This window comes from Cloacibacillus sp. An23 (assembly GCF_002159945.1).
In the GTDB taxonomy this organism is placed as follows: domain Bacteria; phylum Synergistota; class Synergistia; order Synergistales; family Synergistaceae; genus Caccocola.
Map to the genome: position 1 here is coordinate 46914 of NZ_NFJQ01000001.1, position 15954 is coordinate 62867.

At 58.8% G+C, this 15954-nt stretch carries 15 protein-coding genes; 2 read left to right on the forward strand and 13 right to left on the reverse strand.

Going from position 1 to position 15954, the window contains the following annotated elements:
* Nucleotides 1-7: 7 nt before the first annotated feature.
* The 10 genes from B5F39_RS00255 to B5F39_RS00300 all read right to left on the reverse strand — a co-directional run bounded on the left by B5F39_RS00255 (nt 8) and on the right by B5F39_RS00300 (nt 11602).
* The gene (locus B5F39_RS00255; RefSeq protein ID WP_087362836.1) at nt 8-793 is read right to left on the reverse strand and encodes an enoyl-CoA hydratase-related protein; all 786 of its coding nucleotides are present in this window, start codon (nt 791-793) and stop codon (nt 8-10) included.
* A gap of 149 nt (nt 794-942) precedes the next feature.
* Nucleotides 943-2127, reverse strand: a complete 1185-nt coding sequence (locus tag B5F39_RS00260) for a thiolase family protein (RefSeq protein ID WP_204244995.1) — start codon at nt 2125-2127, stop codon at nt 943-945.
* A 30-nt stretch (nt 2128-2157) separates the two neighbouring features.
* On the reverse strand, nt 2158-3366 hold the full coding sequence (locus B5F39_RS00265) for a CoA transferase (protein WP_087362838.1): 1209 nt from the start codon (nt 3364-3366) through the stop codon (nt 2158-2160).
* A 32-nt stretch (nt 3367-3398) separates the two neighbouring features.
* Nucleotides 3399-3848 (reverse strand): cobalamin B12-binding domain-containing protein, encoded by a 450-nt coding sequence (locus tag B5F39_RS00270; RefSeq protein ID WP_087362839.1) that lies wholly within the window; start codon nt 3846-3848, stop codon nt 3399-3401.
* Nucleotides 3849-3864: 16 nt separating this feature from the next.
* Nucleotides 3865-5463: a methylmalonyl-CoA mutase family protein gene (locus tag B5F39_RS00275; protein ID WP_087362840.1), complete on the reverse strand. Its 1599-nt coding sequence runs from the start codon at nt 5461-5463 to the stop codon at nt 3865-3867.
* A 40-nt stretch (nt 5464-5503) separates the two neighbouring features.
* The gene (locus B5F39_RS00280) at nt 5504-7078 is read right to left on the reverse strand and encodes a CoA-transferase (RefSeq protein WP_087362841.1); all 1575 of its coding nucleotides are present in this window, start codon (nt 7076-7078) and stop codon (nt 5504-5506) included.
* Between the two features lie 66 nt (nt 7079-7144).
* Nucleotides 7145-8113: a 2-keto-3-deoxygluconate permease gene (locus tag B5F39_RS00285; protein ID WP_087362842.1), complete on the reverse strand. Its 969-nt coding sequence runs from the start codon at nt 8111-8113 to the stop codon at nt 7145-7147.
* Nucleotides 8114-8161: 48 nt separating this feature from the next.
* Complete coding sequence (locus B5F39_RS00290; RefSeq protein WP_087362843.1) at nt 8162-9274, reverse strand: NADH:flavin oxidoreductase; 1113 nt, start codon at nt 9272-9274, stop codon at nt 8162-8164.
* A gap of 81 nt (nt 9275-9355) precedes the next feature.
* Nucleotides 9356-11068, reverse strand: coding sequence for an AMP-binding protein (locus B5F39_RS00295; protein WP_087362844.1), 1713 nt, complete (start codon nt 11066-11068; stop codon nt 9356-9358).
* A gap of 198 nt (nt 11069-11266) precedes the next feature.
* A complete protein-coding gene (locus B5F39_RS00300) occupies nt 11267-11602 on the reverse strand; it encodes a MarR family transcriptional regulator (RefSeq protein ID WP_239390986.1) in 336 nt (111 codons plus the stop codon).
* Between the two features lie 258 nt (nt 11603-11860).
* Here B5F39_RS00300 and B5F39_RS00305 point away from each other — a divergent pair, with 258 nt between their 5' ends.
* Together B5F39_RS00305 and B5F39_RS00310 are read left to right on the forward strand one after the other, a co-directional pair.
* On the forward strand, nt 11861-12310 hold the full coding sequence (locus B5F39_RS00305; RefSeq protein WP_087362846.1) for a GNAT family N-acetyltransferase: 450 nt from the start codon (nt 11861-11863) through the stop codon (nt 12308-12310).
* Between the two features lie 33 nt (nt 12311-12343).
* Entirely contained in the window at nt 12344-13477 is a 1134-nt protein-coding gene (locus B5F39_RS00310) for an AAA family ATPase (RefSeq protein WP_087362847.1), read from the forward strand.
* A gap of 331 nt (nt 13478-13808) precedes the next feature.
* On the opposite strand, the gene B5F39_RS00315 is transcribed toward B5F39_RS00310, so the two are convergent.
* From B5F39_RS00315 to rnc, 3 genes are all read right to left on the reverse strand, one after another.
* The gene (locus B5F39_RS00315) at nt 13809-14603 is read right to left on the reverse strand and encodes a nitrilase-related carbon-nitrogen hydrolase (RefSeq protein ID WP_087362848.1); all 795 of its coding nucleotides are present in this window, start codon (nt 14601-14603) and stop codon (nt 13809-13811) included.
* A gap of 81 nt (nt 14604-14684) precedes the next feature.
* The gene (locus B5F39_RS00320; RefSeq protein WP_087362849.1) at nt 14685-15284 is read right to left on the reverse strand and encodes a hypothetical protein; all 600 of its coding nucleotides are present in this window, start codon (nt 15282-15284) and stop codon (nt 14685-14687) included.
* On the reverse strand, nt 15256-15951 hold the full coding sequence (gene rnc, locus B5F39_RS00325; protein WP_087362850.1) for a ribonuclease III: 696 nt from the start codon (nt 15949-15951) through the stop codon (nt 15256-15258). Before rnc ends, B5F39_RS00320 begins: the two co-directional genes overlap by 29 nt.
* Between the last annotated feature and the right edge of the window lie 3 nt (nt 15952-15954).

Below are 15954 nucleotides of genomic sequence, written 5' to 3' on the forward strand. Positions count from 1 at the left end.
TTCTATTTTAACGGAACCGCGCGACGTCTGCGTCGCGCTTTTCGGCGAAGGCTTTGCCGCATTCCTTCGCCTCGTCCGTGCCGAAGTACATGCCGAGCGCGACGCCGGCCATCGACTGTATGCCCCATATCGAGGCGCTGTCGGCGTTGAAGGACGCCTTGAGCGCGGCGAGGGCCGTCGGGCTGTGCTTGACGATGGTATCGACCCATTTGTCGGTCTCTTCCATCAGTTTGTCGGGCTCGACGACGGCGTTTACGAGGCCCATCTGCAGGCATTCCTCGGCCGTGTATTTTTTGCAGAGATACCAGAATTCACGGGCCTTCTTCTCGCCGACTATGCGGGCGAGGTAAGCGCTGCCGTATCCCGCGTCGAAGGTGCCGACTTTCGGGCCGACCTGTCCGAACTTCGCGGAGGACGAGGCTATCGTGAGGTCGCAGACGACCTGGATCACGTGCCCGCCGCCTATCGCGTAGCCGTTGACCGCCGCTATGACGGGCTTCGGTATCGTGCGTATCGTGTGCAGGAGCTGCGTGAAAAGGCTCGGCATAGGCAGTTTCTCGATGGGCAGGGCGTCGGCGTCGGTCTCGGCGGGCGTTCCGCCTATCGTGAAGGCGCGCGTACCGGCCCCGGTCAGTATGACCGCCCCGACCTCCTTGTCCGTCCACGCGCTCTGGAGAGCCGTTATCATCTCGTGCAGAGTGCGGTTGGTGAACATGTTCATGCAGTCGGGCCTGTTTATAGTGATTCTCGCCCTGTCGTTATATTTTTCGTACAGTATGTCCTGGAATTCCATAGCTGTGCGGGCCTCCTTCGCTGTAGACGATTCGGTCTCTATTGCTCTCTCCGGCCCCGCTCCGGCTGCGCTGGCCGCGGGGCTGCTCCCTTATAAGCTGTGCACCGGCGCGAGGCCGGCGCACAGGATGTGTGGAGTGTATGGAGAAGTTACACTCTGATTATGAACGCTTCGCTTTCGCCGACTCCGCCGCATATCGTGCAGAGTCCGTATCCGCCGCCGCGGCGCTGGAGCTCGTAGGCCATCGTCATGACGAGGCGTCCGCCGGTGGCTCCGGTCGGGTGTCCGATCGCTATCGCTCCGCCGTTGATGTTGGTCTTGGCGCGGATGGCTTCGACCTTCGCTGGGTCGCTGTCGCCGAGGTATATCGTCGAGGCGAGCGGCATGACGGCGAAGGCTTCATTGATTTCGATGACGTCCATCTGGTCGATGGTCATTCCGGCCTTGTCGAGCGCTTTCTTCGCAGCGAAGGCGGGGATGGTCGCGATGTACTTCGGATGTCCCGAGGCCTGCGCGTGGGAGACTATCGTCGCAAGCGGCTTGATGCCGCGGCGCTTTGCTTCGCTCTCGGCCATGAGGACGAGGGCGCTGGCTCCGGTGTTGAGTCCCGGGGCGTTGCCCGCGGTGACGGTCGGGCTCTGGTTGACGGTCTTGAGCTTCGCAAGGCCTTCGAGCGTCGTGTCGGGGCGCGGCTGCTGGTCGTCGGTGATGACTATGTCGCCTTTCTTCGTGTGGACGGTGTAGGGCTTTATCTCATCTTTGAACTTGCCGGCCTTGAAGGCTTCCTGATAGTACATCTGGCTGCGGTAGGCCCATTCGTCCTGCATCTCTCTCGAAATGCCGAGTTCGAGCGCGACGTCGCCGGCCTGCTTCGCGCGCGGTTCGCCGGTGTAGGGGCAGGAGACGATCATGATGTCCTTGAGGACGACGTCGCCCATGCGCTTGCCCCAGCGGAGGTCTTCGAGGAAGTAGGGGACGTTGCTCATGTTCTCGGAACCGCCGCCGACGGTTATCTTCGCGTCGCCGAGCTCTATGGCGCGCTTCGCCATCGCGATGGCGACCATCGAGGAGCAGCAGGCGCGGTCGACCGTGGTCGAGTTCGCCTCGGGCGGCATGCCGGAAGCGAGGGATATCTGGCGCGCTATCGAGCGGTTCGCCGTCGGCATGTTGATGCCTATGTAGGTCTCCTCGACGTCCGCGGGGTCTACCGCGGCGCGCTCCATAGCCTCTTTGACCACGAAGGAGCCGAGGGCTACGGTGTTTTCGTTTTTCATAACTCCGCCGAATTTATCGAACGGGGTGCGGACTGCGGATACGATGACTACGTTTTCCATTTTCAATATCCCCTTTTTAAAAAGCTTCGGTTATATGGCTTTCTTCTCGTGGAGCTCTTTTATCTTTTCGTCGCTGTAGCCGATCTTCTTGAGGACTTCGTCCGTGTCGGCGCCGAGGTTCGGGAGCGGCTTGTAGGTCGGCTCGTGCTCTTCCATCTTTATCGGGCAGCCGACCATCGATATCTCGCCGATGATCGGGTCGGGAAGAGTGACTATCATCTGGCGCTTCTTGGTGTGTTCGTCGTGCGCCACGTCCTCGGAGCTCTGCACCGGTCCGCAGGGCAGCCCGTGCGACATGAATATCTCGCAGGCTTCGACCTTCGTCTTGTCGGCGAGCCATTCGTTGATGATGGGACGGATGAGCGTTTCCATGTATTTGCCGCGTCCCGGGCCGGACTGTATCTCGGGGTTCTCAAGCAGCTCGAGGTGGTCGATGGCGGTGAGGAATTTCTTCCACATGGATTCAGTCGGGACGATGATGGCGACGTAGCCGTCCTTGCACTTGAAGGGGCCCCACGGAGCGATTAGCTTGTCCGGGCCTCTCGTTACGACGTTGCCGGTGAAGGCGTAGACGTTGTGCGAACGCTCGGCGAGCGCGACCATGCAGTCGTACATCGAGACGTCGAAAAATTCGCCTTTGCCGGTGCGGAGCTTGTTGACGTAGCCGAGCATCGCGGCGTAAGCGGCGTATACGCCGGTGCCGGAGTCGCCGAGCGCGAAGCCGAGCCAGGTCGGCGGGCCCTGCGGGTCGCTTCCGCAGGTGTACATGAGGCCGGCCATAGCCTGCGCTATTATGTCGTATGCGAGGCGCTTCGCGTAGGGGCCTTCGTATTTCTTGGAGCGTCCGAAGCCGCTTATCGCGACGTAGATGAGGCCGGGGTTGACTTCCTTGATTTTGTCATAGGTGAAGCCGAGCTTGTCCATGAGTCCGGGCTTCATGTTTTCTATAACGATGTCGGCCTCTTTGATGAGGTCCCAGAGGACGGCCTGTCCGTCGGGGGACTGCATGTCTACCGTGATGCTCTTTTTGCCGCGGTTGAAGCGCGCGAAGTATCCGCTCTGCACTCCGCCGTGGTCGTTTTTGAGCAGCGGCGCCATTTCGCGCGCCGTGTCTCCCATGCCCGGACGCTCGACCTTGAGCACTTCCGCGCCCTGGTCGGCGAGCATCATGGTGCAGGTCGGGCCTGCGACCTGCTGCTCAAGTCCGAGGACTTTTACTCCGTCAAGTATTCCTTTCATTTGTTTTCCTCCTTTTATAATTCTTTATACGACTAGATGTTGGAAGCTTTGTTAGTCATATCCTGCGCGGCGTTTTCAGCGAGCTCTTCGGCCTTCGCCATAGCCACCTGCTCGAAGGTGAAGTCTACGACTTCGTCGAGCGGCGTGCCGGGGCCGAACACCCCGCTGACGCCTTTTTCCATCAGCGCCGGTATGTCCTGCTGCGGGATTATGCCGCCGAGGATGAAGACGGTCTTGTCCATGCCTTCCTTGGCCTTCACCTTGTCTATGACCTTCGGCATGAGCGTGTTGTGAGCGCCGGAGAGCAGGCTCACTCCGACTACGTCTACGTGCTCCTTCTCCGCTATGTCGGCTATTTCGTCTGGCGTCGCCTGGAGCCCCGTGTAGATGACTTCGGCTCCGGCATCCTTGAATGCGCGCGCGACGACCTTCGCGCCGCGGTCGTGTCCGTCAAGTCCGGGTTTTGCTATCAAAACTTTCATAATGACGGTTCCTCCTTTAGTAAATCTTCATCGGCGTGTATTTGCCGTAAACTTCTTTGAGCACGCCGCATATTTCTCCGATGGTGGCGTATGCTTCGACGGCCTCTATCATGTAGTCGCCGAGGTTCTCGTCGTTCTGAGCGGCCTTCTTGATGGCGGCGAGAGCTCTCGCGACGCGCTCGTTGTCGCGCGTTTCCTTGAGCTTGTTGAGCTTTTCGGTCTGCTTGATGGCGACCTCTTCGGAGACGGTGAACTGCGCGGGCTCAATGGGCTTGCCGTCCTTGAACTCGTTGACTCCGACGACGATGCGCTCTTTGTTGTCGACGGCCTTCTGATACTTGTAGGCGTTGTCGGCGAGCATCCTCTGCTGGAAGCCCTCTTCGATGCACTTCATCGCTCCGCCCTTCTTCTCTATCGTGTCGAGCAATTCGAGGACGTCCTTCTCTATCGCGTTGGTGAGAGCTTCGACTGCGTAGGAGCCGCCGAGCGGGTCGACGGTCTCGGTGAGGCCGGACTCGTAGCCGACTATCTGCTGCGTGCGCAGCGAGAGCGTGACGGCCTGCTGCGTCGGCAGCGAGATGGCCTCGTCGTAGGACGACGCGTGGAAGGTCTGGATGCCGCCGGCGGCCGCCGCCATCGTCTGTATCGTAACGCGGACGGCGTTGTTGATTGGCTGCTCAGCGGTCAGCGCGGAGCCGCTCGTGAAGGCGAATATCTTGAGGCGCTGCGTCTCTTCGTCGGTAACGTGATAACGCTCTTTCATGATGCGCGCGTAGAGGCGGCGCGCGGCGCGGTACTTCGCGACTTCCTCAAGGAAATCGAGCTGCGCGGCGAGGAAGAAGTAGCTGTTCGCCGTGGCCGCGGCGATGTCCACTCCGCGCTTTACCGCCGCGTCGTAGTACTCGATCATGTCCGCCAGCGTGAAGGCGAGCTCCATCGCGGCGGTGGCCCCGGCTTCCCTGATGTGGTAGCCGGATACCGCTATCGGCGTCCAGTGCGGCAGGTGCTTGCCGCAGTATTCAAGGACGTCGACGGAAAGCTTGACGCCTGCCGCGGGCGGGAAGATGTAGGTGCCGCGGCACATATATTCCTTAAGTATGTCGTTCTGGAGGAAGAAGCCTATCGAGTTCGGGTCGATGCCGTTCTTCTTCGCGAAGGCGACGTAGAAGGCGAGCATGATTATGGAGTTCGCGTTCGCCGTCGTGCGTATCTGGCGCACCTTTTCAAAGGGGATGCCTTTGAAGAGCGCCTCAATGTCGGCGAGCGAATCTATCGCGACGCCGACCTTGCCGACTTCGCCCTCGGACATCGGGTCGTCGGAATCGTAGCCCATCTGCGTCGGCAGGTCGAGCGCGACCGAGAAGCCTGTGCCTCCCTGCTCTATGATGTAGCGGAAGCGCTTGTTGGCTTCCTCGGCGGAGGCGAAGCCCGCGTACTGCCCCATCGTCCAGAGCTTGCCGTCGCGGTACATATTCTCGCGGATGCCGCGCGTGAAGGGATAGTGCCCCGGCTCGCCGAGCTGGGCCTTGAGATCCTCTCCCTTTATATCTTCCTCTGTGTATACGCGCTTAAGCTCGTACCCCGACAGCGTCGTATGTTTCTTCTCTTCCGACATTTGTCTGTTTCCCCTTTCTGCCTTTTTGTATATTCGGGCTTCATTCGTCGATGAAGCTTATTCTCATCTTTTTGTCTGTGAATATCCGCTCGTCCATCAGCTTCAGCTTCGGAGATATCTTCGGCGCGAAGTCCATCCTCGCGAGGATGTCGCGCTCCACATCGACGCCAGGAGCTCTTTCAACCAGCTCCACTCCGTCCGCGCCGAGCCGGAAAACCGCGCGCTCCGTTATATAGAGCACCTCCTGCCCCATCTCACGCGCGTAACGCGCCGAGAAGGTGACCTGCTGGACCTTTTTGCGGAATTTCGTCTTTTCCGCGTCCTTTTCTATGACCAATCTGCCGTCGCCGGTCTTATATTCCAGCTTTCCCGCTGTGAAGGTTCCGATGAAGCAGATTTTTTTCGTGCTTTGAGTGATGTCTATAAAGCCGCCTGGCCCAGTGCAGCGCGTGCCGAATTTGGAGACGTTGACGTTGCCCTCCTCGTCGGCCTCGCCGAGTCCCAGGATCGCGGCGTCGAGCACGCCGCCGTCGTACATGTCGAGAGTATCCGTTATCGACAGGATCGCCTCCGGGTTGAACGCCGCGCCGAAGCCTACGCCGCGCACCGGCAGCCCTCCGCAGACTCCTGTCTCTATCGAGAACGTGACCTGGTGGCTTATCCCCTCTTCGTTCGCTATGTCCGCGACGCTGTCGGGCATCCCTATGCCGAGGTTTATGTAAGAGCCGCCCTTTATCTCGGACGCGGCGCGCCTTCCGCAAATCTTGCGCGGCGTGAGCGCCATCGGCTTGAGCAGGTCGAGCCTCGCTCGCACGTCGCCGATAAGTTCCGGGCGGAACGGCGAGCCGTCGTAGCACTGCGGGTGGTTCTCCGGCTTAGCGAGCACTACGTAGTCCACGAGCGCGCCAGGTATAGCCACGTGACGCGGGTCGAGGACGCCGCGCTTGAATATCCCCTTGACCTGCACGATGACGGTGCCGCCGTTGTTATGCACCGCCGCCGCCATCGCCGCCTGCTCGCTGTAGAGCGCCTCCTCCTCCAGCGAAACGTTGCCGTATTCGTCGGCGTAGCTACCGCGTATTATGCAGACGTCAATACGGAACGGCTTATAATGAAGATATTCCGTTCCGTCTATGTTGATAAGCGAGACGACTTCGCGTCCCGAATTTTTTGCAAGCTCATTGACCCTGCAGCCTTCGAGGCGCGGATCGCAGAAGGTGTGAAGTCCTATGCGCGTTATAACGCCGGGCGTCTTACCAGCCATCGCGCGCAGAAGATGCCCGTAAACTCCGAGCGGCACCGTGTAGCCCGCTATCTCGTTGGAGCTGACGGCGCGCCCGATAGCGGGCGGCATGCCGACATGCGAGGCGTAGATGGAGGAAAGAAGCCCGGGAGCCTTTATTATGCTCAATCCCCAGCCGTCCTCGGTGAGGTCGCCGGGCGATACGCCGCAGACGGCGTGAAGCCCCTTGGGCGTTCCATGCGTAAGATATGATTTCGCCATCTCGCGCAGCAACTCGTCCGGCGCGGAAAATCCGCCGAAACCGCCGATGCCTATCACAGAATTATCTCTAATTAGTGATATTGCCGCAGACGAAGAAATCACTTTACTCATAAGTTTCCCCCCAACTGCCCCATAATTCCCGCCGCCCGTGAAGGACGGCGGGACGATTAAAACTTCTTACTTCGCAGGCGCCTGCTGGGCGGCCTGCACGCCGCTCCCGTACTTCGAGACTATCCATTTCGTTATGTACGGGAAGACTATTATCGAGAACACCAGCACCACGGCCATCTGCGCCGTAACGCTTTCCACATAAGGCTGATACTGCGGCAGACGCTCGCCGATGACGCGCGGAGCGACCACGGCGAAACCTCCGAGGCAGGTCGCGGCCACAGAAGCGTATCCGGGACGCTTCAGGATGAACCTGTCCGTCGCTATCATGATCGGCATGAATATGAAGAGGTGTATCGCTATCAGGATAACCTCAGCGATGCCGACGTTCAATATCGCCTTCATGTTGATGCTCGCGCCGAGGCACGCACCGACGAACATAAGAACGACGGGCGTCGCGGTCGAGAACATCTTCCTGATCTTCTCGTCGGCGTTGGCTAGTATCATGCCGAGCGAGAACGGAATGAGCGTCGATATCGCGCTCATATAGTCGAAGCCGGTGCCGTCGGCTATACCGAGGATGACGAGCGGCGTCGCCGGGACCGCTATGAGGTTGATGACGCCCATCGCGGCCTTGTCGATGTTGTCGCCGTAGGACTGCATAAGCCCTGCGTAGACGCCGGGGTTGCAGTTCGCCAGGACTATCGTTATCGCCATCGCGGAGACTCCGCAGAAGCCGTCGAGGCCGAAGAACTTTATCGTCAGCCACGAGCCGATGTAGGCCACGGCGAGGCGCACCACCACAAGGACGCCGCCGCGCGAGCAGATCGCGCGAAGGTCGCTGTACTTCGCCTGGCTTCCCGCCGTGAAGAGCAGCGCGCCGATAAAGGCCATCGCTCCGGCTCCGCTGAAGGCTCCCGTCGTCGGGCCGCCTATCTTGAGCACGCCGGGCACGAAGGTGTTTATGACAGCGGTTATGATCATAGGTACTACCATTATACCGCCAGGTACTTTATTTACTTTGCCCAGAATATCCATGGCATACCTCCCGTTGCCGCGCTTCCGTAAAAGCGCCTTTGTGCGCCGCTAGTCCTGCTTCGCCTGCTGCGCCGCCTTGCGCTCGGCGATCTTGTCGGCGATGACGCAGTTGACTATCTCGTGGCGCTGGTCGCGCTCGAGGCAGCCGTTGCAGTAGACGCACTTGATTATTTCCTTCTCGCGGCCTTCGACCTGCTTCTTAATCCAGTCCGGGTCGGCGAGCGCCGGACGGCAGACTCCGATGAGGTCGGCGTCGCCGGCCTGGAATACTTCTTCGCCGTGCTGGAGGTCTTTGATCTTGCCGGAGACGATGACGGGGATATCGGAGTTGATCTCGCGCAGCGCCCTCTTGATGCCTCTCGAGAGATAGACGTGGCATCCGTATGGCAGGTTCGCGGTCGCCATGCAGCGGCTTCCGCTGTATCCGGTGTACCACGGGCCGTCCTCGGTCTTTCCGCCCGCCGACACACTGATGAAGTCCATTCCGGCCTGCGCGAATATCTTCGCTATCTCGGTCGTCTGCTTCAGCGTGTTGCCGCCGATGACGAACTCTTCGCCCGAGATGCGGCAGCCGACGCAGTAGTCGTCGCCGACTTCCTTGCGGATGTCTTCCATTATCTCGGTGACGATGCGGCAGCGGCCTTCGGTGTTGCGTCCGTACTTGTCGGTGCGCTTGTTGAGGAGCGAAATGAATGATGAAAGCGTGTAGCCGTGCGCTACGTGGAGCTCGACGCCGTCGAATCCGGCCTTACGGGCCCTGACGGTGCTGTCTACGAACTGCTTTTTGATCTCGTCTATTTCCTCATAGGAGAGGTCTTCGATAGCCTGCTTCCAGCCTGTACGGACCGACTGCTTGACGTAGTGGATGAGCTGGAGCGTCATCTTGCAGCCCTCGGCGTGGACGGCGTCGGTCATCTCTTTAAGTCCGGGGATGAACTTGTCGTCGCATATGCGGAGAAGGTGGGGGCTCTTTCTGTCGAGGACGCCGCAGGCTTCCACGTCGATGAGTCCGAAGCCGCCCTTCGCGCGCGCGACGTGGCGCTCGATAAGGGGATCGGTGACGAAGCCTATTTCGTCGGCCATGCAGGTGACCGCGGGCAGCCAGACAAGGCGGTTTCTCAGCTCGAGATTTCTAAATTTTACAGGCTCTAATATCTGCATAAAAGCTACCTCCAATTTTTATAATCGGTGCGGAGAACACCCGGTCTCCGCACCGTGGCCGTACAGTCGGGAGGACTGTCTTTACTGCTTGTTCTTCTCCTCTTCCGCCATTATCGCGTAGATTTCCTGGCGGAGCTCCTCTTTCTTGACCTTGCCTATGTTCGTGTGCGGCAGGTCGTCGCGGACTTCGAGACGCTCAGGCATCTTGAACTTAGCGAGCTTGCCGTCGAGGAACGAGTTTATCTCTTCAAGCGTGATCGTGAGCCCGGGCTCTCTGAGAGATACGAAGAGGCAGGCCTTCTCGCCGAGCACCGGATCGGGCATCGGGACGAGCGCCGCGTCGTGGACTTTCTCGTTTTTCAGGACGAGGTTCTCGACTTCTTCGCAGCTGAACTTCTCTCCGCCGCGGTTGATGGCGTCCTTGATGCGTCCCATTATCACGAAGCCCTTCCCGCTTTCGTGCATGGCGCCGAGGTCGCCGGAACGATAGAAGCCGTCCTCGGTGAACGCCTTTTTGTTATGCTCGGCCGCGTTGTAGTAGCCGCGTATCGTGTACGGACCGCGGAAGATCAGTTCTCCGGGGACCTCGGCCTCGCCCTTCCAGCGGGCGGTGCCGTCGTGTACGCTTTCGGCGATGACGTGTCCGTCATCCTTATCTATTATCTTCCACTCGTCGGCGGGAGAGACCGGGAGGCCTATCGTGTTGTAAGTCACATCGTCGTCGTCGAAGAGGCTCGTCTGCGTGATCGTACCCTCGGACATACCAAACTGCGAGATGAGGCGGCAGCCGAGCTCAGGATAGACGCGCGCCGCGACGACGGGCTCGATCTTCGAACCGCCGTTGACGACGATCTTCCAGGAAGAGAGGTCGTACTTCGGCCTGTCCTCGAAGTTCAGCATATTGATGATCATAGCCGGAACCATCGGGACGTGCGTGATTCTTTCTTTTTCTATAAGCTTGCAGATGTCCTCGGTCTTCGGCGAGGTGGACATGACGACCTTTCCTCCGAAGCTGAAAGCGCCCTGGATTCCGGGGGCCGCGAGCACCATGTTGTGCGCGACCGGGGCGACCGCGAGCTGCACCGTGTACATGTTGTATCCGAGCTCACGGCTGGATTCCTCCGCGACGTAGCGGTAGGCGTTGTATTCGCGTGGGATAAGCTTGGGTATTCCGGTGGTTCCTCCGGAGAGGAGAAGGATGCAGACGTCGTGCGGGTCGGGCAGGTAGCTTCTGAGGAGTTCCGCGTCGTCCTCGCCCTCGACGGGCGTCTTGAGCAGTTCGTTGATGTAGTGGTAGCCCGCGGGGATTTCCTGGTTCTCGCCCGCGATCATCTTGAATTTCATGTAGGGAAGCTCGGCGGCCACCTGGTCGACAAGCTCGACATAATTATACTTTTTCGCAAAACCTGGTATAATGTAGCCGACCGCCTCCGCTTTGGCAGCGATCTGGGAAATTTCCGTGTATCTGTGCTGCGGCAGGCACATCACCGGAATAACCCCGATTTTCTGGAAAGCGATGTAGATGAATACAAACTCCGGAATGTTTATGAGCTGAACTACGACCCGATCACCGTGTTTCAGCCCCATCTTCACGAAATGAAGCGCGAGGCGGTCAGTCCCCTTCTTCAGTTCGCCATACTTATAACGCTGATCGCCTCCGACCAGTGCTTCGCGTTCCCAGAAGCGCTCGGCTATGTTGTCGAACACCTGCGAGAAGGTTTCTTTCTTCCAGTATCCCTTTTCCTCATACTGCTTCGCTAGCTCCGGCCGGTATGGCGTCCAATGTTCCAGCATCGTATCATTCCTTTCGGTTTTATGTGAGTGTGGTATTTGTTTTAGCCGTTGACGGCGGTAAACACGAAACGGACACTTCACTGACGGCGCACCGCCTCCCTTCACTGACAAAAGTACATAGCAACAACAGCAGAAGTACCACTAATTAGTGATATTTCAGTAAAAAATATAAAATGGACTTAGAACCGTTTCTGCCGGCTATTTCAGTTTTTTCAGTATGCCGACGACCGTTTCCTTTTCCTCAGTCGTCAGCTTCGAAAAAGCTTCCGCCAGATTCTCCATATGCACGGAGAACGTCTCATCCATTAAAGCTTTGCCCTTAGGCGATATGCCGATCAGATAGGAACGACCATCGTCAGGATTGTCGCGCCGGCTGACCAGCCCCATCTGCTCAAGGTTCCTCACCACGACGGTTATATTGCCGCTGCTGGAAAGAACCTTGTCTATTATGCTTTGCACCGTCTGTTCTCCCCTGTTGTAGAGAAGTTCCATCACGGTGAACTGGGGCAGAGTCAATCCTTTCTCGCGAAACAATTCACTTGATTTTCGATGGGCGTTTCTATAGGTCCGGCCTAAAGCTATAATTAACTTTCCGTTCAACCGATCCCTGTCATTCATTATTTCAAAGTCCCTTGCCCATTTAATCTTTGACAGATTGACTTATGTCCCGTTGGCTGTAGAATAGCACTAATTAGTGATATTGTCAATTAATTTTCTGACAAATCTGACAGACGAAATACCGGCAATTTGGTCCGGCTCTGAACAAAACAGGATTTTGGGAGCGATTGCGGAATGATCGAATTACGCGCGGCGGACAGCCGCGACATAGCGGAAATCTTATCGACGGACACTTACATCCCGAAGGAGATGCTGCTGGCAAAAATCGACAGGGCTCCCGAGCAGGTTCGGCTTATCAGACATTCGGGCGCGACGGTCGGCGTGCTGCGTTACGGTTTTCTTTGGGACTATATCCCGTATCTGTGTTTTCTGAATATCCGCGGAGAATTTCGCGGAAGAGGCTACGCGGGCGAAGCTCTGAGGTCGTGGGAAAACGAGATGGCGCGCGGGGGACACGACACGCTGTTCTGCTCCATCCCGTCGGACGACGCGGCCCAGGCCTTTTACAGGAAAATGGGGTACGAGGACGCCGGCTCGCTCTGCATCCGCTGCGGACGCTTCGCTCAGCCGGCGGAGATATTTTTTATAAAATTCCTGACGCCGCGGAATCCCGGCGATTTTTAGAAAAATCAATCTTTCATGGAGTGTTGACAAATAATGACTCAGAAAATAGTTTTCTACTACGGGCCGAAGTCCGGCTTTCTCCGCCGCCTTCCTAGGAAGCTGCCTATAACCACGATCAGCGAGCTCGCGATATACAGCGACAGGAAGATGCGCGAACACACTTTCAAGATACAGAGCGCGCGCCGCGGCGCCGAAAACACGGAGAACGAGCCGGAGCGTCTTAGCGTCCCGTGCCTCGTCGCCTTCTCCGAGCAGTACGCCTCAATCAGCGAGAGCGCGATAAATTCTTTCCTCAGCTTCATCGCGCAGTTCGACGTGGGGTCGATATATCTGCAGAACCCGCCAGTCCACATAGCGGCGCAGTTTGAAGGACTGCACAGCCGCATAAAGATCATGCGCTACTCCTACAACGAGCTTGACTTCGACTGCCTGCGGCGTATCAACCGCGAGTACGACGGCGTGATCGTCGGGCAGCCGGAGGTGAAGGACCGTCTGCTCAGGGCGCTCTATCCCCTCGCCTCCGGGGCGTCGGACAAGCCCGCCGTGCTTCTGTTCTACGGGCCTACGGGAGTCGGGAAGTCGGAGACTGCGAAGTATCTCAGCGAAGTCGCGGGGCAGCCGCTGCTGCGCCGCCAGTTCTCGATGTTCCACAGCAATGAATTTTCGTCATATCTCTTCGGCGGGCGGCACACGGGGAGCTGTCTCGCTAAGGATCTCATGGAGCGCGAGTCCAACGTCATTCTTTTCGACGAGTTCGACAAGCCGAACCCGGTCTTTCACAGCGCATTCTACCAGGCCTTCGACGAGGGGATATACGAGGACAGGAACTACCGCGCGGACATTCGCGGCGCTCTCGTGATATGCACGTCGAACTACGCCTCCGCCGAAGAGGCGAGAGAGAGGCTCGGCGCTCCGATATTCGCAAGGTTCGACTCGGTGATAGAGTTCAAGCCTCTGTCGAAGGAAGCGCAGCGCAAAATAATGCTGAAGAGGATAAACGAGGCGCTCGCGGCGCTCTCAGACCAGGAGCGCGCGCGAATCGACGCGGACGCGCTCGCGGCGTCGCTCGCCGGTTCTCTGCGGGGAGACGACGGAGCCAGAGGCATAGAGCGCGCGGTGAGGGATAAAATTTCCGAGGAGCTGCTCAAGTGGGCGCTTGCGGAATAATATTTGATTAATTATATAAAAGAGACTGGCATTTCGTCATACCGGGCCTGACCCGGCATCCAGTGTCGTTAAACATCGCGGCGTGTCGAATGCTAAAGTCGCTGGATTCCGCGTCAAGCGCGGAATGACGGCAAAGCCGGCTATTTCTCTTTATTAGTTAAATAAGTATAAAAGCCGCCGAGACAAAGCCGGAAGTCTGGGCATAACGCCGCCGCGCCGCCTACGGCGAGGCGTTTCTCATCCCACTGGCGCGGGCGCGGCGACAAAGACGGAGCGGCAGCCGTTAAAGAACGTCGCCGCTTTCGCGCGCGGCGCTTTAATCCTTCCCGGACTAAGCGAACATTCCTTCGCGGACGTCGTTGAGCGTCGGGAACCCGCTGCGCTGTCTCCGCGTCGTCTCTATATCATATTCGCAGTTCAGAATGCATGGCTCCTCGCCGAGCGAATATACCGGGTCGCCCCAGGTGTCTATCATCGCGCTGTTGCCCGCCATCTGCAGATGTTTGTAGGGGCCGGCGAGGTTGCAGACGAACATGTGCGCCGAGTTCTCGAGCGCGCGCACGCGGGCGCACATCGTGAAGGCGTCCTTGCGCGGATAAGGCCACGCGGTCGGCACGATGAACAGCTCCGCGCCGAGGCCGAGCGTCATGCGGCGAAAGAGCTCCGGGAAGCGTATGTCGTAGCATATCGCGAGGCCGACCTTGCCGAACTCGCCCGTGTCCACTACGACGGCCTTGTCTCCGTGAGTGAAGGAGTCGGCCTCGTGCCCGTAGCAGGAAAAGAGGTGTATTTTGTGATATTCCGCTATGTCGTTGCCGCGGCGGTCGAATAGTATGCTGGCGTTGAAGAGCTTGTCACCGCGTTTTTCGGCGAAGCTGCCGCAGTGGATGTATGCTCCGAGCGCGCGCGCCTTCTCGGATATGCGGCGCATCAGCGGGCCGTCCTTTTCCTCGGCGAAATCCCATATCGTCCTGTAGCTCAGAAGGCCGACGTTCCACAGTTCCGGCAGCACTATCAGGTCGGCTCCGGCGCACGAATCTATAAGCCCCATCACGCGGCCAACGAGCGCTTCGCCGCCGTCCTTTTCCTTAGGCGATATCTGGAGCTGTATAAGAGATATTTTCATGACTATCCCCCATTTTATAAAAACTATCGTTATCCTATATCGTTTCCGGCGCGTTTGCAAGCCCCGTGCGCGGCCGCGAGGCTATTCCGTCACGCCCGTCCTGTGCACCGTTATCACGCCGGAGGCGGATTTTTTCACGCGCATGCTGACTGAGGAGGCGCGCTCGTATTTTTCGTTTCCGGCCTCGGAGACCGTCGTCCTTATGTAATAAGCGCGGACAGCGCCGCCGTCCTCCGTCACGAAGGGCGCGACGCGCGGTATCCCGGCCGCGCCGGCGCGCTCGCTGAAGGAATCGGGATAATGAAGGTCGTAGCAGGCGCATTTTATGACGTAGCGCGGATTTTCGGCGCGCAGAGCGTCGAATATGCCGTCGGGCACGTCCGGAGTAGGGTCGTCCGCCGGCGCGGCGTCGGGCGAAAATCCGCCGGAGGCGGCTATCTGCGCGGCGTTGGCCGCAAACCAGGCCTCAGCCGCCGCCGAGGCCTGGGCCGAGACGTTTCCTATGCGGAGCGCGCGGGCCGCCTCCGCCCTTTCCTCCGCCAGCCGCAGCGACGAATCGAGGGCGAGCGCCAGCAGTGAGAGCAGAGCCGTCGAGGCGGCGAGGACGTATATCAGCGTGAAGCCGCGCTTTTTACGCGGCCAGGCGCGGAGCTCAGCCCTGCCGGCGGCGAAGTTTTTCAAGAGCGATTTTTGCTGCGGCGAACTCGGCTTCTTTTATTGAGGGCCCCCAGGCTTCGGCGGAAAGTCCGCCACCCGCCGTGAGTCCGACTTTGAAGCTGCTGGCGTGCTCCGGGCCGCGCCGCTCGAGCAGTTTGTAGACTGGGGCTGACTCGCCGGATCCCTGCAAAAGCTCCTGAAGCTCTGTTTTCGGATCCTTTTCCATGACCGGCGCGGCGGCCTCCTCCTTAGTGTCGAGGAAGCGCGAGACCACGCCGCGCGCGGCCTCGTATCCGCCGTCGCGGAAGACGGCGCCGAAGACGGCCTCGACGCAGTCCGCCGCCATCGAGCCGGTGGGGGTTTTAATACTTTTCCCTAGGCGTATGAGCGGTTTCAGCCCGTTGGCCGAGGCCCAGTCGTTAAGGCTGTTTTTGCAGACGAGGCGCGCGCGCAGCCGCGTCATCTCGCCTTCGCTGAAATCCGGGTAGGCGGAGAAGAGCCGCTCCGAGGTGAACAGTTCAAGCACGGCGTCGCCTAAAAACTCGAGCCGCTCGTTGTAGGACGAGCCGTTTTCGTTCGCGTAGGAAGAATGGGTCAGCGCCTCAGTCAGAAGCGCCGCGTCCTTAAATTCGTAACCCAGCTTTAATTGAAAGGCGCGAAGTTCTTCTTCGCGCCTTTTGTCGTTCTTCATTGA